Origin of the sequence: Ramlibacter agri, from assembly GCF_012927085.1 — a bacterium.
Taxonomy (GTDB): domain Bacteria; phylum Pseudomonadota; class Gammaproteobacteria; order Burkholderiales; family Burkholderiaceae_C; genus Ramlibacter; species Ramlibacter agri.
Map to the genome: position 1 here is coordinate 3,270,004 of NZ_JABBFX010000001.1, position 22,120 is coordinate 3,292,123.

Below are 22,120 nucleotides of genomic sequence, written 5' to 3' on the forward strand. Positions count from 1 at the left end.
GATGACGAAGAGTTGGGCGGGAGAAAACTACACGTCCACCTGCAATTCCAGCGCGCAATCCCCGCGCATCGCATGCGCCGTCATGCGCGCGCCACTCTTCACCACGTAGCTTTGATTCGGCCGCAGCACGATGTCTTGCGGCTCGCCGTCGTGGACGATCCAGACCACGCCCGTGCGACAGTGCACGACGAACCGGCCTTCGGCCCGCGGCAGCTCGCGCGTGCGGCCGGCGCGCACGCCGAAGGCCTGCCAGCGCGTCACCTGCGGGCGCGCGGTGAGCACGGGCAGGGCCGGCGCGCGCCCCAGCAGGCGCGGCAGCGAGAAGGCGGGGGCGAAGGTGAGCAGCATGGTCAGCGCATGTTGCGGCGCCGCGCCGCGCGCGGAATGCGTGGCCCGCGCAGGCTGCTGTAGGACGCCCGCGCCGCGCGGCGTAGGCCGCCCCGCGCGCATCGCACGGTCCGTACGTCGCCGCGTATGCACGCCTTCGCATACGCCTGCGGTCGCGTCGCGTTGCCGTCCTACTTGGCAGCCCAGCCGCGCCACCTAGATTGGGCGGCAAGCAAGGAACAAGGAAGATGCGATGAAGATCGGGGGTCTGGGAGAGCGTCTCGCCAATGGCGCGCGGCGCGTGGGGAGGGCCGTCCGGCGCCATCCTGTCCTGACGGTGCTCGCGGTGCCGCTGGCGCTGGCGGTCTACGTGGCGGCGCTGGTCCCCTTCACGCCCAGCATCGGCGACATCAAGAAGGCCAAGCAGGAAGCGCCCAGCGTGGTGCTCTCCGCCGACGGCAAGGAACTCGCCGTGTTCAAGCGCGCCAATCGGGACTGGGTGAAGCTCTCCGACGTTTCGCCCGCCGTCACCGAGGCGCTGCTCGCCACCGAGGACAAGCGCTTCTACGACCACCACGGCATCGACTTCACGCGCACGCTGAAGGCCGCCATCAACACCTTCCACGGCGACGTGCAGGGCGGCTCCACCATCACGCAGCAGCTCGCGCGCAACCTGTACCCCGAGGACATCGGCCGCGAGCAGACCATCACCCGCAAGGTGAAGGAAGCCATCACCGCCATCAAGATCGAGGCCGTGTACAGCAAGGACGAGATCCTGGAGACCTACCTCAACTCGGTCTCCTTCCTGTACAACGCGTGGGGCATCGAGATGGCCGCACGCACCTACTTCGACAAGCCGGCGAAGCAGCTGAATACGGCGGAAGCGGCCACGCTCGTGGGCATGCTGAAAGGCACCAGCTACTACAACCCGGTGCTGAACCCCGAGCGCGCCGTGGAGCGCCGCAACACCGTGCTGGCGCAGATGGTCAAGGCCGACAAGCTGCCCGAGGCCGACTACGAGCGCCTGAAGGCGCAGCCCCTGAAGCTGGACTTCGAGCGGCAGCCGGAATTCAACGGCATGGCGCCGCACCTGGCCGAATACCTGCGCCGCTGGCTGCTGGACTGGGCCGACAAGCACGACTACAACATCTACGCCGACGGCCTGGTAGTGAAGACCACCATCGACTCGCGCATGCAGGCCGACGCCAACGAAGCCGTCAAGCGCCAGGGCGACGCCCTGCAGGCGGTGGCCGAAGTGGAGTGGGGCAGCGCCAAGGCCGGCAACTACGGCACCGACCCGCAGGCCTACCTGACGCATCGTCCGAAGGACGGGTTCTCCTACTACTGGGCGACGCACCAGGACCTGCTGAATGGCTTCGTGCGTGACACCGACGAATTCCAGGCGCTGCGCCAGCAGGGCCTGGACGCGAAGCAGGCGGTGGAGAAGCTGAAGTCCGACGCCAAGTTCATGGCCGAACTGAAAAAGCAGAAGACCACGCTGCAGGCCGGCTTCCTGGCCATCGAGCCCAGCACCGGCCACGTCAAGGCCTGGGTCGGCAGCCGCGACTTCAACGAGGACAAGTTCGACCACGTGCAGCAGGCGCGCCGCCAGCCCGGCTCCACCTTCAAGCCCTTCGTCTACGGGGCCGCCTTCGAGATGGGCCACCAGCCGAACGAGACCCTGATGGACCAGCCGGTGGCGATCCAGATCGACCGCAACCAGGTCTGGCGCCCGGGCGACATCGAGGGCGCGCCGACCAACGAGCCGATGACGCTGCGCGACGGCCTGGCGAAGTCCAAGAACACCATCACCGCGCAGCTGATGATGCAGGTGGGTCCCTCGCGCGTGGCCAGCCTGGCCCGCGCCATGGGCGTGCGCCAGAGCAAGCTGCAGGAAGTGCCTTCGCTGGCCCTGGGCACGAGCCCGGTCACCTTGAAGGAAATGGTGACCTCCTTCGCTACCATCGCCAACGGCGGCAACTACATCGAGCCGACCCTGGTGACCGACATCGAGGACCGCGGCCACAACGTGCTCGAAAGCTTTTCGGCCCCGGCCTCCGAGCCGGCGCTGCAGAACCAGGCGGCGCAGACCTTGCTGGACGTGATGCGCGGCGTCATCGACTACGGCACCGCCGCCGGCCTGAAGCCGCGCTTCCAGCTCACCGGCGACCTGGCCGGCAAGACCGGCACCACCCAGGACAACACCGACGGCTGGTTCATCCTGATGCACCCCAACCTGGTGGCAGGCGCCTGGACCGGCTTCAACGACAACCGCGTGGCCATGCGCAGCAGCTACTGGGGCCAGGGCGCGCATACCGCGCTGATGGTGGTGGGCGACTTCATGCAGAAGGCGGAAAAGACCGGCCTCGTCGACGCCAAGGCGCAGTTCGCCGCGCCGCACCTGAAGGACCAGGAGCAGCCGATGGTGCAGGGCGTGAAGGACTGGTGGGCGGGCCTGTTCAACGGCGCGCAGCCGTCGACGGCCGACCAGCAGCCGGCCGAAGTTGCCACGCTGCCCGAAGTCAAGCTGGAGCCGCCGGTACTGGTGCCGCCGCCGCAGCAGGCCGACGTGATCCCGCTGGACAGCACGCGCACCGACACCACGCGCTCGATGCCGGCCGTGGCCGCCGACGCCCCGGTGATCGTGGAGCAGCCGACGCGGGTGCCGACCTATCCGCGCAACCAGGAGGCAGGCCGGCCCACCGACACCATCGCGGGCACGCAGGTGTACCGGCAGCAGGAGATGCCGCTGCGCTCGGGCGACGTACCCGCGCCGCCCAGCCCGTCCAGCAGCTACAACAGCGTGATGGGCAACAATGGCGGCGGCACGCCGTCGCCTGCAACGTCCGGCGGCGTCCAGGTGTACCAGCCGCGGCCGCTGCAGCCGCCGCCGTCGGCCCCCAGCAGCTCTCGCAGTACCAGCAGCGGGTATGGCAATTCCGACGGCGCCAACAGCGCGCCGCCGGCGGCGAGCGAAGCGGCGGTCAGCGCCGCGACCGGCTCGGCCCGCGAGTCCGTGCCCGCGCCTGTCCACCACGAGGACTCGGCCAGCAGCAGCAACACGGTGAGCGAGGCGAGCGGCAACGCGACTTCCGCGCAATAAAAAAACCGGGGCCGAGGCCCCGGTTTTTCCTGCTGCCGCTGCCGCTTACGGCTTGCGGTTCAGGTCCCGCTCCTGCTCGCGGCGAATTTCGCTGTCCTGGGCGGCATCCTTCAGGTCTTCCTTGGCGTCGCCCACCTTCTTCTGGGCCTTGCCGGCCATCTCGCGGGCGTGGCCCTTCAGTTCCATGCTCTTGTCGCCCAGGGCCTTGCCGACCTGTTCCTTGACCTCGCCGGTGGCTTCGTTGGCGGCGCCCTTGATCTGCTGCTTGTTCATGGTGAACTCCTTGGATTGCTGTGGATGCTTCCATGATGGGGTCGCCAGCGCAGACGAGGTAGGTCCGCACGGCCGCAATGCGCGTGCGGAAGGTCCTACAGCGGGGGGACGCTAGGCGGCGCCGGCCGGCGTCAGCAGTGCGCGCAGGCGCTCGACCTCGAGGATGCGCACATGGCGCTGGTGCACCTCGATCAGCCCTTCCTCGGCAAAGCGCGAGAAGGTGCGGCTCACCGTCTCCAGCTTCAGGCCGAGGTAGCTGCCGATCTCCTGCCGCGTCATGCGCAACACCAGTTCGGACTGCGAGAAGCCCCGGGCCTGCAGCCGCTGCACCAGGTTCAGCAGGAAGGCCGCCAGGCGCTCCTCGGCGCGCATGGTGCCCAGCAGCAGCATCACGCCGTGCTCGCGCACGATCTCGCGGCTCATGACGCGGTGCAGGTGGTGCTGCAGCGCGCCCACTTCGCGCGAGAGCTCGCCGATGCGGTCGAAGGGCAGCACGCAGACCTCGGAGTCCTCCAATGCGATGGCGTCGCAGGTGTGGTGGTCGTTGACGATGCCGTCCAGCCCGACGATCTCGCCCGCCATCTGGAAGCCGGTGACCTGGTCGCGGCCGTCCTCGGCGACCACGCAGGTCTTGAACACGCCGGTGCGGATGGCGTAGAGCGCATGGAAGCGCTCGCCGTTGCGGAACAGGGGCGTCTTGCGCTTGATCTTGCGGCGGGTGGTGATGACCGCGTCCACACGGGCCAGTTCGTCAGGGCTGAGGCCCATGGGCAGGCACAGCTCGCGCAGGCTGCAGTTGGAGCAGGCGACCTTGATCGCGCCGGGAGAGGGAAGTGTTTGCACGGCAGGGGTTGGCTGTCTGACCTGCATCAAATTGTCCCGGCCGGCAACTCGCCGCAGTTGACGAAGGTCAAGCCCGGGCCGCTTGGCGGCGGGCACAGTGGCATGGAAGTCAAGGCCTGCCTCCCATGAGCACCATCGTCACCCCTGAACTGCTGCGGCGCTTCGACGTGCCCGGCCCCCGCTACACGTCCTACCCCACCGCTGACCGCTTCGTCGAAGCCTTCGGCGAGCGCGACTACGCGCAGGCCCTGCTGCAGCGGCGCGAAGGCCCGGCGGCGCTGTCGCTGCCGCTTTCGCTGTACGTGCACATCCCCTTCTGCGAGTCGCTGTGCTACTACTGCGCCTGCAACAAGATCATCACCAAGCATCATGATCGCGCGGCCACTTACCTGCGCTACCTGAACCGCGAGGTCGAACTGCACACGCAGACCCTGGGCACTGGCCAGCCGGTGAGCCAGCTGCACCTGGGCGGCGGCACGCCCACCTTCCTGTCCGACGACGAACTGCGCGAGCTGATGGCGATGCTGCGCCGCAGTTTCGCGGTGGCGCCCGGCGCGGAGTGCTCGATCGAGATCGACCCGCGCACCGTCAGCGCCGAGCGCCTGCAGGTGCTGGCCGACCTGGGCTTCAACCGCATCAGCTTCGGCGTGCAGGACTTCGACCCCGAGGTGCAGAAGGCGGTGCACCGCGTGCAGCCCTACGAGCAGGTGGCGGACCTGATGCAGCACGCACGCCGCATCGGCTTCGACTCCATCAACGTCGACCTGATCTACGGCCTGCCGCGGCAGACGCCCGAGTCCTTCGCCCGCACGCTGCAGCAGGTGGCCACGCTGAAGCCCGACCGCATCGCGCTGTACGCCTACGCGCACTTGCCGGAACGCTTCAAGCCGCAGCGGCGCATCGTGCCGGCCGAACTGCCCGGGGCCAGCGGCAAGATCTCGATGCTGTCGCAGGCGCTGGCGGCCTTCCTGAGCGCGGGCTATGTCTACATCGGCATGGACCATTTCGCGCTGCCCGGCGACGCGCTCGCGGTGGCCAAGCGGCAGGGCCGCCTGCACCGCAACTTCCAGGGCTACAGCACGCAGCCGGATTGCGACCTGATCGGCCTGGGCGTGTCCGCGATCGGCAAGGTGGGCGCCACCTACAGCCAGAACGCGAAGACGCTGGAGGAATACTGCGACCACCTGGACCAGGGCCGGCTGCCGGTGGTGCGCGGCCTCGCGCTGTCGCGCGACGACCTGGCGCGCCGCGCCGTCATCATGGCGCTGATGTGCCAGGGGCAGGTGGTGTTCGAGTCGATCGAGCTCGCCTGGCTGCTGGACTTCCGCCAGTACTTCGCGGCGGAGATGGAGCAGTTGAAGCAACTGGAGCGGCAGGGCCTGGCCGTGGTCGACGACACCGGCATCCAGGTGACCGCCTCGGGCTGGTTCTTCGTGCGGGCCGTGGCGATGCAGTTCGACCGCTACCTGCAGGCGGACCGCAACCGCGCGAAGTTCTCGCGCATCATCTGAAGCGCCTGCCGTGACGCTCACGCTCGCCACCACCGCCTTCCTCATGGGACTGGCCGGCGGGCCGCATTGCCTGGCGATGTGCGGCGCGGCCTGCGGCGGCGTGATCCGCGGCGTCGGCGCGAAGCCGGCTCGCGGCATGTGGACCTTCCTCGCGGGCCGCTTGCTGGGCTACACGCTGGGTGGCGCGATCTGCGGGCTGGCTGTGCAGAGCCTCGCCTGGCTGACGACGCATACCGCGGCCTTGCGGCCAGCCTGGACGCTGTTCCACCTGGCCGTGCTGGCCTGGGGCCTGATCCTGCTGGCGAAGGCGCGCCAACCCGCGTGGGTGGAAGCGACCGGGCGCAGCGTGTGGGCACGCGTGCGCCCGCTGGCGCAGCGGCGCGGCGGCCTGCTCGCCACCGGCGCGCTGTGGGTGTTCATGCCTTGCGGGCTGCTGTATTCCGCCTTGCTCGTGTCCTCGCTGTCCGGCGGTGCGGTGGGCGGTGCGGTGTCGATGGCGCTGTTCGCCGTGGGCAGCGGCATCTCGCTCGGGCTGGCGCCATCGCTGTTGCGCCGCCTGCAGCAACTGGGAAACAACCTGCGCAACGACTGGGGCACGCGCATCGCCGGCGGCCTGCTGGCGCTCGCCGCGGCCTGGGCGCTGTGGGTGGACGTGGCGCACCGGGTGGCGGAGTGGTGCGGGCTGGCGTGAGCCTGGCAGGTTTCGTGTCCGCTACCGTAGCGCCGCCCACAACAGCGACACTCCCGAAAACGCCATCAAGCCATCGATCAGCGAGCGGTAGGCCGCCGACGACAGCTTCAGCACGACGAAGCGGCCCACGAAGGAGCCCGCCATCAGCGTCGCGCCGACGCCCATGCCCTGGGCCAGCACCTGCAGGGGCAGGGCGCCGAAGGCCTGGAAGGTGGCGACCTTGGCGAGGTACATGCCGAAGGAACTGGCCGCCTCGGTGCCGAGGAAGGCGCCGCGCTCCAGGCCGTAGAACGTGAACAGCGGCACCGTCAGCGGCCCGGTGGAGACGACGATGCCGGTCAGGATGCCCAGCGGCGCGCCGAGCAGTAGAAGGTGCGTCGCGGTCAGCCGGAACTCGCGCTTCGCGAGCCAGCGCCGCGCCGGGATCAGCGAGAGGAAGAAGGCGCCGAGCGCCGTCTCGGCGACGCCGGGCGGGATCGCCAGCAGCAGCCGTGCCCCGATCACCGCGCCGGGCACGGCAGTGGCGCAGTAGGCGCCGCAGGCCCGCCAGTCGATGTCGCGGCGCCACGCCAGCACGCGCCCGAGGTTGCCCATGATGGCGGCCACCGCCATGATGGGCACCGCCTGCCGCGGGCCGAACATCACCACCAGGATCGGCATCATCACCAGCGAGGAGCCGGTGCCGACGACGCCGCCGAGGGTGCCGGCGAACAGTCCGGCCACGAGCAGGAGGAGGTAATCCACGCCTGCAGCTTAACAGCGGCTGCCTGCGTGTCGGCCACGCGACAGCGCCCACCTCGCGCGCTTGCCGGTGCGGGGCCTTCGCCCCCACCATTCGCGCATGTCCAAGTCCCGTTCGCGGCTCCTGCCCATCGTCGTCATCGCCGCCGCCGTGGTCGCGGCGGCCTTCGTGCTGAATCCTTCGCCCGAGCGGCACCGGGAGCGGATCAAGGCCGCGGTGGCCGAGCGCAGCGGCGTCGCCCGCGTGCTGGGCCTGGGCTCGCTGGTGGCCTTCGCCTCCAACTACCATTCGCTGGGCGTGGCGTCGTACACCAAGGCGGGCGACCGCACGGTGTCGATCGGCTTCATGGGCTTCGTCTTCGTGCCGCAGTAGCCGGCGCCGGATGGGCGATACTCCGCGCCAGTGATTGCACGAGCCGTCCCGTTGTTTGCGTTTGCCCTGCTGGTCCAGGCGTCGGCCTGGTCCGCGCCGCAGTACGTGCTGCGCCGCTGCGCCGTGGACGGCCACAACCTCAACCTGCGCTTCAGCGGGCCGCGCGACCAGGTGCGCCGGTTCCACCTGACGCCCACCGCGCTCGTCCTCAGCGGCGACCTGCGGGGCACCACCGAACTGGCCAACATCGAGGAGCTGCGGCTGGAGCCGCAGCTCGCCGTGGCGTACAAGGGCGGCGGGGTCGTCGCGCTCGGGCCGCTCACGCCGGAGTGCGCGGCCAAGCTGCGCGAGGCGGCGGCGAAGCGCCGCATTCCGCTGCGGGAGGAAGCCCGCTGAAAGGCCTTGTTTCCATGCGCTTGCCGCGCAGCCTGCTGCTCGTCCTCTGGGCAGTGCTGACTCTTTTCGCGTATTACCTCCTGCTGTTCACGCCCTGGAGCGCCTATGCGCCGGCGGGCGTCCCGCTGCGGACCATCCTCACCGAGGCCTGCGTCGTGCTGGCCGCCTTCACCTGCCTGGAGGTGCTGCGCAGCGAGGAGCGGGTGCAGCTGCGCGCGCTGGCTGGCGCCGTGGGCTTCCCGCTGGCCGTGGTGCTGCTGCTCACCATGTGGATCGGGCTGCGCCGCTACTTGCAGTTCTGAGCGCGCCTTGCCAGCCGCCGCGCGCGGCCCCATGCTGTGGGCATGCCCCAAGGAGGCTTTCATGCACCAGCAGCAGGACCCCCAGCGCCAGTCCGTCGCCGCGCCCGCGGCCATGATCGACAGCGGCATCCGGCACGGCTTGCGCAACATCCATCCCCACCGGGCCGCGGTGCGGCCGGCGCAGGCCACCGGTGCCGCGGCGCTCGGCGCGCTCGCCCTGGGCAGCTTCGCGCTGGGCGCCTTCGCGCTCGGGGCGCTGGCCATCGGCCGGCTCGCCATCGGCAAGGCGCGGGTGCGCCGCCTGGAGATCGACGAACTGGTGGTTCACAAGCTGCGCCTGCCGCGATGAGCCGGTGGCCGGCCGCTGCGTTACGCTAGCGCCATGGCTTCCGATCTTCCGCCCCTGCCCACGCTGCGTTCCGGCCGCTACCGCCACTACAAGGGCGGCGAGTACGAAGTGGTCTCCGTCGCCCGCCACAGCGAGACCCACGAACCGCTGGTCGTCTACCGGCCGCTGTACAACGACACCGGCTGGTGGGTGCGGCCTTTCGCGATGTTCGTCGAGGACGTGGTCATCGACGGCAAGCGGCAACCCCGCTTTGCTTTCGTGGCGGGGTCCTGAGGTGCACCTCGTCTTCGTGTTCGCACGCTGATGGAGGGCTTCCCCAACTTCGCCACCAATCGCGGGCGGCGACTCCCGGGCCGCTACGTCACGCGCGAGCGCTATCCGCTGTACCTCGTGGGCGAGCGCCATTCGCCGTGGCTGCTGGACCAGCGCGGCGCGGGCCACCAGGTCGCGGGCCAGGTGTTCGAGGTCGATGCGCAGGTGCTGGCGGCGATGGACGTGCTGGAGCGCGTCAGCGCCCCGGACGGCTACCGGCGCGTCGCGCTCGAAGTGCAACCGGCCGCAGGCGGCGCCGCGCTCACCGTGCAGGCCTACCTGAAGCCGCCGGAGCAGTTTGCGCAGGCCGAGGCGCGGCTGGGGCCGCTGGCGGAATACACGCTGGAACACGCGGCCTTGTACCGGCCGCGCACCTGAGCAGGAGGGGACCATGGAGAGCTTCGACGGCGGCTGCACCTGCCGCCACGTGCGCTACCGCATGCTGCGCCAGCCGATGATCGTGCACTGCTGCCACTGCCGCTGGTGCCAGCGCGAGAGCGGCGCTTCGTTCGCGCTCAACGCGATGATCGAGGCGGACCAGGTGCAGCTGCTGGCCGGCCAGCCCGAGATGGTGCTCACGCCTTCGGAAAGCGGCAAGGGCCAGAAGATCCTGCGCTGCCCGCGTTGCCACGTGGCCGTCTGGAGCCATTACCCGGGCGCCGGCGAGGCCGTGGACTTCGTGCGCGTGGGCACGCTCGACGAGCCGGACCGCTTCCCGCCGGACATGCACATCTTCACCGCGTCGAAGCAGCCGTGGGTGGTGATCCCGCCGGGGCACCGTGCCGTGCCGGAGTACTACGATGCGGCGGAGGTGTGGACGCCGGAGGCCTTGGCCCGGCGCGAGGCGCTGCGCAAGTAGGCTGGGTTGCGCGCAGCGCACCCCAGCGCTGGGGTCGCTGCGCGAACCCAGCCTAGGCAAGCTCCACCGTTTGCAGGTACTCGGGCACTTCCGCGTCCCAGTGCAGCTTGTGCTCGATCCGCGCGCGCAGCGCATCCGCCGCGGTGGGTTCGCCGTGGGTGACGAAGACTCGCTTAGGCGGCGCCGGCATCGCGCGCAGCCAGGCCTCGATCTCGTCGGCGTCGGCATGCGCGGACAGCGCATCGATGCGTGCCACTTCGGCCCGCACCGGCACTTCCTCGCCATGGATGCGGATCGTCGGCGCACCCGCCGCGAGCGCGGCCCCGCGCGTGCCCCCGGCCTGGAAGCCGGCCAGCAGGATGGTGTTGCGGCGCTCCGGCGCGAACTGCTTCAGGTGGTGCACCACGCGGCCGCCGGTGGCCATGCCGCTGCCGGCGATGATCACCATCGGCCCCTTGCGCGCGTTCAGCGCGCGTGACTCGTCCGGCGTGCGCACCACCTCCGCGGCCTCGCGGATCGCTTCGCACTGCGGGCCGCCCAGGCGCAGTTCCTCGTGGTGCCGGTGGTACACCTGCAAGGCCTCGGCCGCCATCGGGCTGTTCAGGAACACCGGCAGCTGGTGGATGCGCTTCTGCTGCTTCAACAGGTGGATGGCGTAGAGCAGGCTCTGCGCGCGGCCGACGGCGAAGGCCGGGATCACCAGCGTGCCGCCGCGCGCGGACGTCCGGTTGATGACGGCGCTCAGTTCCTCCAGCACGTCGGCTTGCGGATGCTGGCGGTCGCCGTAAGTCGATTCGACGACCAGGAAGTCGGCCGCGGGCGGCGGCTCCGGCGCGCGCAGCACCATGTCGTCCGGCCGGCCCAGGTCGCCGGAAAAGAGCAGCGAGCTGGCGCCGTCGTCCAGCCGCACGAAGGCCGCGCCGGGCATGTGGCCTGCGCGTCCCAGCCGCGCCCGCAGGCCCGGCAGCGGCTCCCAGTCCTGTTGCCAGTCCATGGGCCGCAGCTGGCGCAGGCAGCGCACCGCGTCTTCGCGCGTGTACAGGGGCAGCGCGGGTTCGTGCTTGCTGGTGTGGTGGCGGTTGTCGTAGTCGGCCTCTTCCTCCAGCAGGCCGCCGCTGTCCGGCAGCAGGATGTGGCAGAGGTCGGCGGTCGCCGCGGTGCAGAAGATCGGGCCGGTGAAGCCCTGTTTCACCAGCCGCGGCAGGTAGCCGCTGTGGTCGATGTGCGCATGCGTGAGCACGACCGCATCGATGCCGGCGGGCTGCACCGGCAGCGGCGCCCAGTTGCGCAGCCGCAGCTGCTTGTAGCCCTGGAACAGGCCGCAGTCGACCAGCAGCTGCCGGCCCGCATGCCGCACGAGGTACTTGGAACCGGTGACGGTGCCGGTGGCGCCGAGGAACTGGAGTTGCATGGCGCCCGAGTGTAGGAACGCGTGGCTGCCGCGGCTTGCGCTGCGTCAAGCGGGCGACTGCTTCGCGTGATCCTCGGCTGCGCCTGGTGCGCAGCAGAGCTGCGTACCCTATGGGGCGGCGGGTGATTGCACGGAAACGACAAACAATGCCGCGCTGCTCCTACATGCCTGGCCCCACGGCAGCGCGAGGATGCCCAAGCCTCTACCATGGGACCATCGCATGCCTGACGACAAGTCGAACGCCCACGCCGAAGGGCGCGCCGCCATGAAGCTGGACGTGACGACCTCGACGATGAAGCCCGCGCGCAAACCATCCTTGCCCGTCGCCGCCAAGGCGCCGCTCGATGCCCGCCTGACCGAGCAGCGCAACCCGCGCAGCAGCCGCATCGACCAGATGTCGACGCTGGAGATCGTCGACCTGGTGAACGCGGAGGATCGCGGCGTGGCCGCGGCCGTGGGCGCCGAGCGGCTGCAGGTCGCGCGCGCCATCGACCTCGTCGTCGAAGGGCTGCAGCAGGGCGGCCGCCTGATCTACGTCGGAGCGGGTACCTCGGGCCGCCTCGGCGTGCTCGACGCCTCCGAGATGCCGCCCACCTACCGCGTGGAACCCGAGGTCGTGCAGGGCGTCATCGCCGGCGGCTTCGACGCTTTGCTGCGCGCGCAGGAGGGCGCCGAGGACCATCCGGAAGACGGCGCCGCGGCGATGGACGAACGCGAGGTCGGCCGGCACGACTTCGTGCTGGGCATCGCTGCATCGGGCACCACGCCCTTCGTGCATGGCGCGCTGAAGCGCGCGCGCGAGCGCGGCGCCCGCACCGGCTTCCTGCTCTGCACGCCGCCCCCGGAGGACCTGCTGCGCACGCACGACGTGGTGATCGCGCCGCTGGTGGGACCGGAAGTCGTCACGGGCTCCACGCGCATGAAGGCCGGCACCGCGACCAAGATGGTGCTGAATACCATCAGCACGGCCGCCATGGTGAAGACCGGCAAGGTCTACGGCAACCTGATGGTGGACCTGCAGGTCACCTGCGAGAAGCTGCAGGACCGCGGCGAGCGGATCCTGATGGACACGCTGGGCATTGCCCGCGAGGAAGCGCACAAGCTGCTGGATGCGGCGGGCGGCCACGTGAAGACCGCCATCGCCATGCAACGCCTCGGGGTCGACGCGCAGGAAGCCGACCGCCGGCTCGACGAGGCCGGCGGTGAGATCGGCAAGCTCCTTTAATACGGCGGCGCGAAGCCGTTGCGGCCGGCGCTGAAGCGCGTCGCGGTCGGCACGCCGTTCACTTCCTGCGCCGTCACCGAGATCACCGCGCCTTGCACCAGCAGGCTCCTGTCCGCCGGCTTCAGGCTGACGATGGGCGTGCCGGGCGGCACCACGATGGTCTTGGCGCCGTCCTTGTACGTCAGCTGCAGCCGCTGGCCGTCCGGAGCCACCGCCACTTCGGACACCGTCGCATTGGTCATCGTGGATGAAGGCATGAAGTCGAAGGGCCGGAAGCCTTCGCCGGTGCCGCGCATCGCTTCGGGAAACAGCGTGACCGCGATGGCGCGCTGGGTGCCGTCGGACTGCGGCATCGCGCCGACGCCGACGAAGCTGCCCTGCTTCACGTCGGCCAGGGTCACCGGATAGACCTCGGTCACCGTGGCGTTCGGCGCCAGCGCCAGTTCCACGCGATCGCCATTGCGCTGGCGCAGCGTGACGTGGTCCGCGGTGATCGCATCGATGGTGCCGCGCAGGCGCACGCTGGCGGGCTGGGCGAGGGAGGCAAGGGGCAGGGCAAGCAGCAGGACGGCTGCGCCACGCACGAGAACACGACGACTACGCTCCATCACGTTTTCTCCTGGTTATGTTTGCGGACGCATTCTTCCACGGCCGCCACCAGCGCGCTGGGCGCCACCGGCTTGACCATGTGGGAGTCGAAGCCGGCCTCGCGCGAGCGCTGCGCGTCGGCCTGCGTGCCGTAGCCGGTGAGGGCCACCAGCCCCGTGTTGCGCCCGTTGGGATGGGCGCGCACGCGCTCGGCGAGCTCGTAGCCGCTCATGCCCGGCAGGCCGATGTCCAGCAGCGCCACGTCGGGACGGAACTCGTCCAGCGTTTGCAGCGCCACGGCCGGGTCGTAGGCCACCTTGACCGCGTAGCCGGCCAGCTCCAGCAGCGAGCCGGCCGTGTCGGCGGCGTCCTGGTTGTCGTCCACCACCAGCACGCGGCCGCTGTGGCCCGCCGCGTGCGCCTGCGCGGCTTGTGCAGGGCCCTGCAACGGCGCGGCTACCAACGGCAGGCAGACGATGAAGGTGCTGCCGTGGCCTTCGCCCGGGCTTTCGGCGCGCACGCTACCGCCGTGCATCTCGACCAGGCTGCGCACGATGGCGAGCCCCAGGCCCAGGCCGCCGCGCGAGCGGTCCGAGCCCTGCGGCGCCTGGTAGAACAGGTCGAACACATGGGCCAGCACCTCCGGCGCCATGCCGGGGCCGGTGTCCTGCACGCAGATCTCCGCCTCGTTGCCGCGGCGCGCCAGGCGCAACGCGATGCTGGCGTCGGGGCCCGAGAACTTGATGGCGTTGCCCAGCAGGTTGTTCAGCACCTGCCCCAGCCGCACCTCGTCACCCGAGACCCACAGCAGCTCCGCCTCGGGCGCCACCTGCAGGGCCAAGCCGCGCCGGCCCAGCACCGGCTCCAGCGCATGGGCCGCGTGCCGCACCAGGTCGGCCAGGCGCAGCGGCTCGAAGCGCATGGTGAGGCGCTTGCTGGTGATGCGCGAGACGTCCAGCAGGTCGTCCACCAGCCGCTTCATGTGCGCCACCTGGCGCTCCATGACCTCGCGCTCCATGCGGGTGCGCTCGTCGCCCTTGCGCGCCATCAGGTGCAGCGCGGTCGCCATCGGCGCGAGCGGGTTGCGCAGCTCGTGGCCCAGCATGGCCAGGAATTCGTCCTTGCTGCGGCCGGCTTCCTCGGCCTGGCGCAGCGCCTCGGTGACGCGCGCCAGCAGGGTCTCGCGCTCGGCCTCGGCGAAGCGCCGCTCTTGCGCCGCGAGGTCGCGCTCGTCGGAAGCCAGGCGCAGCGCCGCGGCCACGTCCTGCAGCTCGGAGATCTGCAGCGCCGGCAGCGCCACCGGCTCGCCGCGGCCCAGCGCGCCGGCGGCCGACTTCAGGTGGTCAATCGGATCGGTGACGCCGCGCGCGAAGTACCAGGCGAGGAAGGCCGACAGCGCCAGCGACGCGGCCAGGCCCGCGATGACGGCGCCCAGCACGTGCACGAAGGCCTCGTCCGCGTCGCCGGCCGAGATGCCGGTGGCCACCGCCCAGCCCGAGCCCTTCAGCCGGCTGAAGCCGGTGAAGCTGCGCACGCCTTCCAGCGTGACGGTGCGCCCGCGCCCTTCGGGGGCGCCGCTATCCAGCAGCGCCTGCAGCGTGGGCGAGGGCCGCTTCATGCCATTGGCGCGCGAGCGGGCGACGGTGTTGCCGGCCTGGTCGAAGATGGCCAGCGTGGAGCTGTCGGGGACCTTCTGGCGCGTGAGGACGTCGCCCATGCGTTCGGCCGGGATGACGGCCGACAGCACGTACTTCACCTGGCCGTCGTGCATGACGGGCACGCGGACGGCGAAGGCCCCGCCCTGCTTGTTGCGGCCTTCGCGCACCTGGCCGACGGCGGGCTGGCCCGTCTGGATCACGCGCGCCAGGCTGGCCGGCTCCACGGGCTGGGGGTTGTCCTCGGCCGGCGCCTCGGAGGTGCTGAGCACCAGGTGCCCGTAGGCGTCGGCCACGACGATCGCGCGCCAGCCCTGGCTGGAGGCGACGCGCCGCGCCGCCGGCAGCAGGCTGGCGAGCCGGCCGGACTGCACCTCGTCGGACAGCGCCAGGCTTTGCAGCACGGAGATGGTGGCTCGGTGCTCGGCGTCGACGGCGGTGGCGAGCGCGCGCGAAATGTCCAGTGCGGCCAGTTCGGCGTCGTGCACGTGGTCAGCGCTGAAATAGGCCAGCGCCGCCGATGCGACCAGCGCCAGCGGCAGCAGGCCGCTGGCAGCCAGCAGGAACAGGCGAAAGCGCAGGGTGCGGGCGGCCCGCTTCATGGCTACTTCTGCCGGATGACGTAGCGGACGAAATTGTCGGCGGTGGTGTAGCGGTCGTACAGGCGCCGGGCCTGTGCGTTGTCCGCCTGCGTCATCCAGTACAGGCGGGCCCAGCCCTCGGCGCGCATGGCGTTGCGCAGCCACTCGATGAGCGCGCCGCCGACGCCGCGCCCGCGCGCGGACGGCCGCACGTACAGGTCCTCCAGGTAGCAGATGGCCTGCGTCTCCCAGGTGTTCTCGTGCACCACGCAGTTGGCGAAGCCGTGGACCTGGCCGTCGACTTCGGCCACCACGCACATCACCTGTGCGTCCGGATCCAATATCCGCTTCCAGGTGCGGTTGGTGACCTCGTCCGCGACCTGGGCGCCGTAGAACTCGCAATACCCGCGCCACAGCTCGCGCCAGGTGGCTTCGTCGGAGGGCAGGGCGGCACGGATGATGACTGCGGGGGAACTCACGGCGTCATTGTGCCTGCCCCGGGTGCTCAGAGTTGCGCCGCCAACAAAACGGCCGCATGCACGGCCTCCCGCTGCGCCCCATCATGGATCTGGTGCCGGCAGCTCGTGCCGTCCGCCACCACGATCGCGTCCGGCGCGGAGCGCACCGCCGGCAGCAGGCTCAGTTCGGCCATCTGCATCGACACCGCATGATGCTTCGCTTCGTAGCCGAAGCTGCCGGCCATGCCGCAGCAGCTCGATTCGATCAGCTGCGGCTGCGCGCCCGGGATGAGCTTGAGAACTTCCAGCACCGGCAACACCGCGCCGAAAGCCTTCTGGTGGCAGTGGCCGTGCACCAGCAGCGGCTGGGCCAGCGGCTTCAGGCGCGCGCGCAGCGGCTCCAGTCGGCCGCCGGCCGCTTCACGGGCCAGGAATTCCTCCAGCAGCAGCGCCTGCCTGGCCAGCGCCTGCGCCGGCGCGCCGAAGCCCATGGCCGTCATCTCGTCGCGCAGGGTCAGCAGGCAGGACGGCTCGAGGCCGACGATGGCGATGCCCTGGTCCACGAAAGGCTGCAGCGCGGCGAGCAGCTCGCCGGCCTTGGCCTTGGCTTCGTCCACCATGCCGCTGGCCAGGTAGGTGCGGCCGCAGCACAGGTGCTTGCCGTCGCCGCCTTGCCTGGCCGCGACGTGCACCGTGTAGCCGCCCGCCTGCAGCACCCGCAGCGCAGCGCGGGCGTTGTCCGACTCGAAGAAGCCGTTGAAGGTGTCGACGAACAGCACCACCGGCTTGGCAGCGGCCAGCACTTCATCGCGCGTGGCGCCATGCGCTTCGCCGCTGAAGAAGTGATCTCCCTGCCACTCGGGCAGGCTGCGCTTCGCCGAGAAACCCAGCAGCTTCTCGCCCAGCGTCGCCAGCAAGGGAACGCGATTGCGCAGGTTCAGCAGGCCGGCGAACTTCGCGGCCTGGGCCGCGTAATCCGGCAAGCGTGCGATCAGCTTGTCCTTCAGCGACCAACCGTTCTTCTGCCGGTCCGCGTGCAGGAACTCGATCTTCATGCGCGCCATGTCGACCCCGGTGGGGCAGTCGCGCTTGCAGCCTTTGCAGGAGACGCACAAGTCCATCGCTTCGCGAACTTCCGCGCTCGCCAGGCCGTCGGCGCCGAGCTGGCCGCTGACCGCCAGCCGCAGCGTGTTGGCGCGGCCGCGCGTCAGGTGCTGCTCGTCGCGCGTCACGCGGTAGCTGGGGCACATGGTGCCGGCGTCGAACTTGCGGCAGTGGCCATTGTTGTTGCACATCTCCACGGCCTTGGCGAAGCCATGGGCGGGGTCGCCGCCGGTGCCGGGCGCCGTGGTCTGCTCGGTGGCCGGGTCGTTCTGCACGTCCCAGGCGCTCCAGTCCAGCGCCGTTTTGAGCGGGATGACCTTGTACGAGGGCGGGAAGCGCATCAGCCGCGTGTCGTCCATGCGCGGCGGGTTGACGATGCGCTGCGGGCACAGCAGGCCCAGCGGGTCGAACATGCGCTTGATCTCGCCGAAGGCGGCGTCGATGGCAGGCCCGAACTGCCACTGGATCCACTCGCCGCGGCACAGGCCGTCGCCGTGCTCGCCCGAATAAGCGCCCTTGTACTTGCGCACCAGCGCCGAGGCTTCCTCCGCGATGGCGCGCATCTCCGGCGCGCCGTTGCGCCGCATGTCCAGGATGGGCCGCACATGCAGCGTTCCGACCGAGGCGTGCGCGTACCAGGTGCCCTTGGTGCCGTGCTTGCGGAACACCTGGGTGAGGGCCTCGGTGTATTCGGCCAGGTGCTGCAGCGGCACCGCGCAGTCCTCGATGAAGGACACCGGCTTGCCGTCGCCCTTGAGGCTCATCATGATGTTGAGGCCGGCCTTGCGCACTTCCCACAGGGCTTTCTGCGGACCTTCCTCCGGCATCAGCACCACCGAGCCGGGCAGGCCCAGGTCGCCCATCAGCTGTTCCAGGTCCTTCAGCTTGCGCGTGAGCGCGGCGCGGTCGGCGCCGGCGAATTCGACCAGCAGCAGCGCTTCGGGCTCGCCGATGAGGGCGCTGCGCACCGTGGGCGCGAAGGCCGGGTTCTGCAGCGACAGCTCGATCATCGTGCGGTCGACGAGTTCGACCGCGGTCAGCGTGCCGTCGGCGCCCAGCTTGACGATGTGCTGGGCCGAATCCATCGCCTTGTAGAAGCTGGCGAAGTTCACCACGCCCAGCACCTTGGCGCGCGGCAGCTCCGACAGTTGCAGCTTCAGGCTGCGCGTCAAGGCGAGCGTGCCTTCGCTGCCCACCAGCAGGTGGGCCAGGTTGACGCTGCCGTCCTGCGTGTAGGGCCGCTCGTTCTGGTTGTGGAAGACGTCCAGGTTGTAGCCGGCGACGCGGCGCAGCACCTTGGGCCAGCGTGCCTCGATTTCGGGCTGCAGGTTCCAGGCGAGCTCGCGCACCTTCTCGCCGAGGGCGCGCGCGGTGCCGCTGGCCTGCTCGAACCGGCCGAAGTCGTGCAGCGTGCCATCGGACGTCCAGGCCTGCGCGCCGAGCACGTTGTGCACCATGTTGCCGTAGGCGATGCTGCGGCTGCCGCAGGAGTTGTTGCCCGCCATGCCGCCCAGTGTGGCCTGCGCGGATGTCGAGACGTCCACCGGGTACCAGAGCCCGGTCTTCTTCAGGTGGGCGTTCAGGTGGTCCAGCACGATGCCGGGTTCCACCGTTGCGGTGCGCTCCTGCTCGTTCACTTCCAGCACGTTGCGCACGTGCTTGGAGAAGTCGATGACGAGGCCGGCGCCCACGGTCTGGCCGCACTGGCTGGTGCCGCCGCCGCGCGGGACGATGGGGACCTTCAGTTCGCGGCAGATGTCCAGCGCCAGGCGCGCGTCGGCTGCCGAACGCGGCACGAACACGCCGAGCGGCATCACCTGGTAGATCGACGCATCGGTGGCATAGCGGCCGCGGTCCGCCGGCGAGAACAGCACCTCGCCTTGCGTTTCGCTTGCCAGGCGCTGGGCCAGGCGGCCGGCGACTTCGTTGCTGGCGCGCGCGACATCGTCGTAGGCCGTGCCGGCGTTCGCGCGCGTGACGTGCAGGGGCAGCGGGGCGTTCATCGTGCGCCTCCCAGCGCCACCAGGCCGGCGCGCAGCTGTTCCAGCACCACGTCGCGCTTGTTCGCCAGGTGCGTGAGCAGCACTTCGCGCATCGCGGCGCCATCGTGCTTGGCCAGGGCTTCGATCATCCGTTCGTGTTCCTTCATGGCGCGCTTCCACTTCTCCTCGTCCTGGTTGGAGCGGAAACGCAGGGCTTGCAGGCGCGCATTGACCTGCTGGTAGACGGAGGACAGCACCGGGTTGCGGGCCGCGGCGCTGATGGCGCTGTGGATGCGCGCGTTGATGCTGTAGTAGGTCGAAAGGTCGCGCCGCGTGTAGGCGGCCAGCATCTCGAAGTGCATGGCCTGGATCTCGGCCAGTTCCTGCGGCGTGATGCGCTGGGCCGCCAGTTCGCCGCACTGGGCCTCCAGGCCGGCCATGACCTCGAAAGTATTCAGGATGTCCGCCTCGCTCAGCGACACGGCCACCGCGCCGCGATTGGGCAGCAGCTCCACCAGGCCTTCGGCGGCGAGCATCTTGATGGCTTCGCGCAGGGGCGTGCGCGAGACGTTCAGCAGCTCGGAGAGCTCGCGTTCATTGAGCTTGGCGCCCGGGGCGATGCGGCCTTCCACCAGCATCTGGCGAAGCCGCTGGGCCGCCTGCTCGTGCAGGCTGGCACGCGGGATGGGAATGACTTCAGCGCTCATGGGTTCACATTTTGTATGCAAATTCCTGATGGTGCAAACCCCAATTTCTACCTAAATGGTCTTGACAAGGGAATTTTGTATGCAAAAAATGCCCGCCATGCTGACCCTCGACTTCCACCCCACCGGCCGCCATTTCCTGCAGATCCCGGGCCCGTCGCCGGTGCCGGACCGCATCCTGCGGGCCATGAGCCTGCCCACCATCGACCACCGCGGCCCCGAGTTCGGCGTGCTGGGCCTGCGCGTGATCCAGGGCATCCAGCAGATCTTCCAGACGAAGCAGCCGGTCATCATCTATCCCGCTTCCGGCACCGGTGCCTGGGAGGCCGCCCTGGCCAACACGCTGAGCCCCGGCGACCACGTGCTGATGTACGAGACCGGCCACTTCGCCACGCTGTGGCAGAAGATGGCCACGCGCCTGGGCGTGAAGACCGAGTTCCTCGGCCTGCCCGGCGTGGAAGGCTGGCGCCGCGGCGTGCAGGCCCACCTGATCGAGGAGCGCCTGAAGGCCGACAAGGAACACTCGATCAAGGCCGTGTGTGTGGTCCACAACGAGACCTCCACCGGCGCGACCAGCAACATCCTGGCCGTGCGCCGCGCCATCGATGCGGCCAAGCACCCGGCGCTGCTGATGGTGGACACCATTTCCGGCCTGGCCTCCGCCGAATACAAGCATGACGAGTGGGGCGTGGACGTCACCGTCAGCGGCTCGCAGAAGGGCCTGATGCTGCCGCCGGGCATCAGCTTCAATGCGGTCTCGCCCAAGGCCATCGAGGCCAGCAAGCACGCCAAGCTGCCCAAGGCCTTCTGGGCCTGGGACGAGATCATCGAGATGAACAAGGGCGGTTACTGGCCTTACACGCCCAACACCAACCTGCTGTACGGCCTGGCCGAAGCCTGCGACATGCTGCTGGACCCCACCTTCGGCGGCCTGCAAGGCACCTTCGCGCGCCACCAGCGCTGGGCCGAGGGCGTGCGCAGCGCCGTCAAGGCCTGGGGCCTGGAGATCCAGTGCGTCGAGGCTGCGTCCTATTCGCCGGTGCTGACCGGCGTGATCATGCCCGAGGGCGTCGATGCCGACGCCGTGCGCAAGCTGATCTACGAACGCTTCGACCTGTCGCTGGGCACGGGCCTGGGCAAGGTCAAGGGCCGCATGTTCCGCATCGGCCACCTGGGCGACTGCAACGACCTGACGCTGATGGCGGCGCTCTCGGGCTGCGAGATGGGCCTGAAGCTCGCCGGCGTCAAGCTGGCCGGCTCCGGCGTCGCCGCGGCCATGGAGTACTTCGCCGGGCACCCGGTCCAGCTGCCCATGAAGAAGGCTGCTTAAGTTTCCGACTCGCAAACCACCATCAGGAGAGAGACCATGCAACGTAGAACGTTCATTGCCGGCGCCGCCGCGACCGTGGCCCTGCCCACGCTGCGGGCGCAGAACCTGCCGACCGGCACGGTGCGCATCATCGTCGGCTTCGCCCCTGGTGGAGGCACGGACCTGCTCGGCCGCGTGATCGGCCAGAAGCTGCAGGAGATGTGGAAGACGACGGTGATCGTGGAGAACCGCGCGGGCGCTTCGGGCGCCATCGCCTCCGACTACGTGGCCAAGCAGCCGGCCGATGGCACGGTGCTGCACATGGCGCACATCAACAGCCATGCCATCGTTCCCAACCTGCAGAAGGTGGGCTACGACCCGATCAAGGACTTCCAGCCGATCGTGCTGGTGGGCGTGACGCCCAACCTGCTGATCTGCGGCCAGATGCAGCCCGCCAAGACGGTGAAGGACCTGGTGGAGCTTTGCAAGAAGAACCCGGGGCAGGTGAGCTTCGGCTCCGCCGGCACCGGCAGCGCCCAGCACCTGGCGCTGGAGATGTTCATGCTGCAGGCCGGCGTGAAAGCGATCCACGTGCCTTACAAGGGCTCCGGCCCCATGCTGACCGACCTGATCGGCGGCCAGGTGCAGTACAGCTTCGACACGATGACGGCCGCCACGCCGCACGTGAAGAACGGCAAGGCCGTGGCCATCGCGCAGACGCGCCTGAAGCGCGCGGCCGGCCACCCCACCGTGCCGACGATGGCCGAATCGGGTTTCCCCAACTTCGAAGCCACCACCTGGTACGGCCTGGTCGGCCCGGCCAAGATGCCGGTGGCCATGGCCAGGCGCATGAACGAGGACGTCAACAAGGTGCTGCTGATGCCCGACGTCATGGAGAAGCTGGAAGTGTCCGGCGCCGAGGACGGCGGTGGCTCGGTGGAGAAGTTCGCCGAGTTCATGAAGACCGAGCAGGTCAAGTGGGCCAAGGTGATCAAGGACGCTGGAGTGAAGGGCGAGGTGTGA

General features: G+C 69.8%; 23 protein-coding genes. 13 read left to right on the forward strand and 10 right to left on the reverse strand.

Going from position 1 to position 22,120, the window contains the following annotated elements; genetic code table 11:
* Window positions 1-27: 27 nt before the first annotated feature.
* On the reverse strand, window positions 28-348 hold the full coding sequence (locus tag HHL11_RS15925; protein WP_169419326.1) for a DUF2917 domain-containing protein: 321 nt from the start codon (window positions 346-348) through the stop codon (window positions 28-30).
* A 232-nt stretch (window positions 349-580) separates the two neighbouring features.
* Between HHL11_RS15925 and HHL11_RS15930 the strand changes: the two genes are divergently transcribed.
* A complete protein-coding gene (locus HHL11_RS15930) occupies window positions 581-3,430 on the forward strand; it encodes a penicillin-binding protein 1A (protein ID WP_169419327.1) in 2,850 nt (949 codons plus the stop codon).
* Window positions 3,431-3,475: 45 nt separating this feature from the next.
* Here HHL11_RS15930 and HHL11_RS15935 read toward each other — a convergent pair whose 3' ends face one another.
* Both HHL11_RS15935 and fnr read right to left on the reverse strand, forming a co-directional pair.
* Window positions 3,476-3,703, reverse strand: a complete 228-nt coding sequence (locus HHL11_RS15935) for a CsbD family protein (RefSeq protein WP_169419328.1) — start codon at window positions 3,701-3,703, stop codon at window positions 3,476-3,478.
* 111 nt (window positions 3,704-3,814) lie between these two features.
* The gene (fnr, locus tag HHL11_RS15940) at window positions 3,815-4,546 is read right to left on the reverse strand and encodes a fumarate/nitrate reduction transcriptional regulator Fnr (RefSeq protein WP_342593222.1); all 732 of its coding nucleotides are present in this window, start codon (window positions 4,544-4,546) and stop codon (window positions 3,815-3,817) included.
* A gap of 125 nt (window positions 4,547-4,671) precedes the next feature.
* Here fnr and hemN point away from each other — a divergent pair, with 125 nt between their 5' ends.
* Both hemN and HHL11_RS15950 read left to right on the forward strand, forming a co-directional pair.
* Complete coding sequence (gene hemN, locus HHL11_RS15945) at window positions 4,672-6,057, forward strand: oxygen-independent coproporphyrinogen III oxidase (RefSeq protein WP_169419330.1); 1,386 nt, start codon at window positions 4,672-4,674, stop codon at window positions 6,055-6,057.
* Window positions 6,058-6,067: 10 nt separating this feature from the next.
* Entirely contained in the window at window positions 6,068-6,748 is a 681-nt protein-coding gene (locus tag HHL11_RS15950; protein ID WP_169419331.1) for an urease accessory protein UreH domain-containing protein, read from the forward strand.
* Between the two features lie 21 nt (window positions 6,749-6,769).
* Here HHL11_RS15950 and HHL11_RS15955 read toward each other — a convergent pair whose 3' ends face one another.
* Window positions 6,770-7,492, reverse strand: a complete 723-nt coding sequence (locus HHL11_RS15955; RefSeq protein ID WP_169419332.1) for a TSUP family transporter — start codon at window positions 7,490-7,492, stop codon at window positions 6,770-6,772.
* A gap of 97 nt (window positions 7,493-7,589) precedes the next feature.
* Between HHL11_RS15955 and HHL11_RS15960 the strand changes: the two genes are divergently transcribed.
* The 7 genes from HHL11_RS15960 to HHL11_RS15990 all read left to right on the forward strand — a co-directional run bounded on the left by HHL11_RS15960 (window position 7,590) and on the right by HHL11_RS15990 (window position 10,080).
* Window positions 7,590-7,862: a hypothetical protein gene (locus HHL11_RS15960; RefSeq protein WP_169419333.1), complete on the forward strand. Its 273-nt coding sequence runs from the start codon at window positions 7,590-7,592 to the stop codon at window positions 7,860-7,862.
* A gap of 51 nt (window positions 7,863-7,913) precedes the next feature.
* The gene (locus HHL11_RS15965) at window positions 7,914-8,258 is read left to right on the forward strand and encodes a hypothetical protein (protein ID WP_169419334.1); all 345 of its coding nucleotides are present in this window, start codon (window positions 7,914-7,916) and stop codon (window positions 8,256-8,258) included.
* 14 nt (window positions 8,259-8,272) lie between these two features.
* Window positions 8,273-8,560 carry a hypothetical protein gene (locus tag HHL11_RS15970; protein WP_169419335.1) on the forward strand — a complete coding sequence of 96 codons (288 nt, stop codon included), beginning with the start codon at window positions 8,273-8,275 and terminating at the stop codon, window positions 8,558-8,560.
* 61 nt (window positions 8,561-8,621) lie between these two features.
* Complete coding sequence (locus tag HHL11_RS15975) at window positions 8,622-8,909, forward strand: hypothetical protein (RefSeq protein WP_205964287.1); 288 nt, start codon at window positions 8,622-8,624, stop codon at window positions 8,907-8,909.
* 33 nt (window positions 8,910-8,942) lie between these two features.
* A complete protein-coding gene (locus HHL11_RS15980) occupies window positions 8,943-9,182 on the forward strand; it encodes a DUF1653 domain-containing protein (RefSeq protein ID WP_169419336.1) in 240 nt (79 codons plus the stop codon).
* A 30-nt stretch (window positions 9,183-9,212) separates the two neighbouring features.
* Window positions 9,213-9,599, forward strand: coding sequence for a gamma-glutamylcyclotransferase family protein (locus HHL11_RS15985; protein ID WP_169419337.1), 387 nt, complete (start codon window positions 9,213-9,215; stop codon window positions 9,597-9,599).
* 13 nt (window positions 9,600-9,612) lie between these two features.
* Complete coding sequence (locus HHL11_RS15990; protein ID WP_169419338.1) at window positions 9,613-10,080, forward strand: GFA family protein; 468 nt, start codon at window positions 9,613-9,615, stop codon at window positions 10,078-10,080.
* A gap of 52 nt (window positions 10,081-10,132) precedes the next feature.
* Here the strand turns inward: HHL11_RS15990 and HHL11_RS15995 are convergent, their stop codons facing one another.
* The gene (locus tag HHL11_RS15995) at window positions 10,133-11,491 is read right to left on the reverse strand and encodes an MBL fold metallo-hydrolase RNA specificity domain-containing protein (protein ID WP_169419339.1); all 1,359 of its coding nucleotides are present in this window, start codon (window positions 11,489-11,491) and stop codon (window positions 10,133-10,135) included.
* Window positions 11,492-11,711: 220 nt separating this feature from the next.
* On the opposite strand from HHL11_RS15995, the gene murQ reads away from it, so the two are divergent.
* Entirely contained in the window at window positions 11,712-12,716 is a 1,005-nt protein-coding gene (murQ, locus tag HHL11_RS16000; RefSeq protein ID WP_205964288.1) for an N-acetylmuramic acid 6-phosphate etherase, read from the forward strand.
* Here the strand turns inward: murQ and HHL11_RS16005 are convergent.
* Genes HHL11_RS16005 through HHL11_RS16025 form a run of 5 tightly spaced genes read right to left on the reverse strand, consistent with a single transcriptional unit; the run spans window position 12,713 to window position 19,791 of the window.
* The gene (locus HHL11_RS16005; RefSeq protein ID WP_169419340.1) at window positions 12,713-13,324 is read right to left on the reverse strand and encodes a hypothetical protein; all 612 of its coding nucleotides are present in this window, start codon (window positions 13,322-13,324) and stop codon (window positions 12,713-12,715) included. The genes murQ and HHL11_RS16005 overlap by 4 nt on opposite strands.
* Complete coding sequence (locus HHL11_RS16010) at window positions 13,324-15,561, reverse strand: hybrid sensor histidine kinase/response regulator (protein ID WP_169419341.1); 2,238 nt, start codon at window positions 15,559-15,561, stop codon at window positions 13,324-13,326. The genes HHL11_RS16005 and HHL11_RS16010 overlap by 1 nt, the downstream gene beginning before the upstream one ends.
* Window positions 15,562-15,563: 2 nt before the next feature.
* Entirely contained in the window at window positions 15,564-16,019 is a 456-nt protein-coding gene (locus HHL11_RS16015; protein ID WP_169419342.1) for a GNAT family N-acetyltransferase, read from the reverse strand.
* Window positions 16,020-16,045: 26 nt separating this feature from the next.
* Entirely contained in the window at window positions 16,046-19,105 is a 3,060-nt protein-coding gene (locus tag HHL11_RS16020) for an FAD-binding and (Fe-S)-binding domain-containing protein (RefSeq protein ID WP_169419343.1), read from the reverse strand.
* On the reverse strand, window positions 19,102-19,791 hold the full coding sequence (locus tag HHL11_RS16025) for a GntR family transcriptional regulator (protein WP_169419344.1): 690 nt from the start codon (window positions 19,789-19,791) through the stop codon (window positions 19,102-19,104). The genes HHL11_RS16020 and HHL11_RS16025 overlap by 4 nt, the downstream gene beginning before the upstream one ends.
* A gap of 97 nt (window positions 19,792-19,888) precedes the next feature.
* On the opposite strand from HHL11_RS16025, the gene HHL11_RS16030 reads away from it, so the two are divergent.
* Window positions 19,889-21,118, forward strand: a complete 1,230-nt coding sequence (locus HHL11_RS16030; RefSeq protein ID WP_169419345.1) for a pyridoxal-phosphate-dependent aminotransferase family protein — start codon at window positions 19,889-19,891, stop codon at window positions 21,116-21,118.
* Window positions 21,119-21,154: 36 nt separating this feature from the next.
* Window positions 21,155-22,120 carry a Bug family tripartite tricarboxylate transporter substrate binding protein gene (locus HHL11_RS16035; protein WP_169419346.1) on the forward strand — a complete coding sequence of 322 codons (966 nt, stop codon included), beginning with the start codon at window positions 21,155-21,157 and terminating at the stop codon, window positions 22,118-22,120.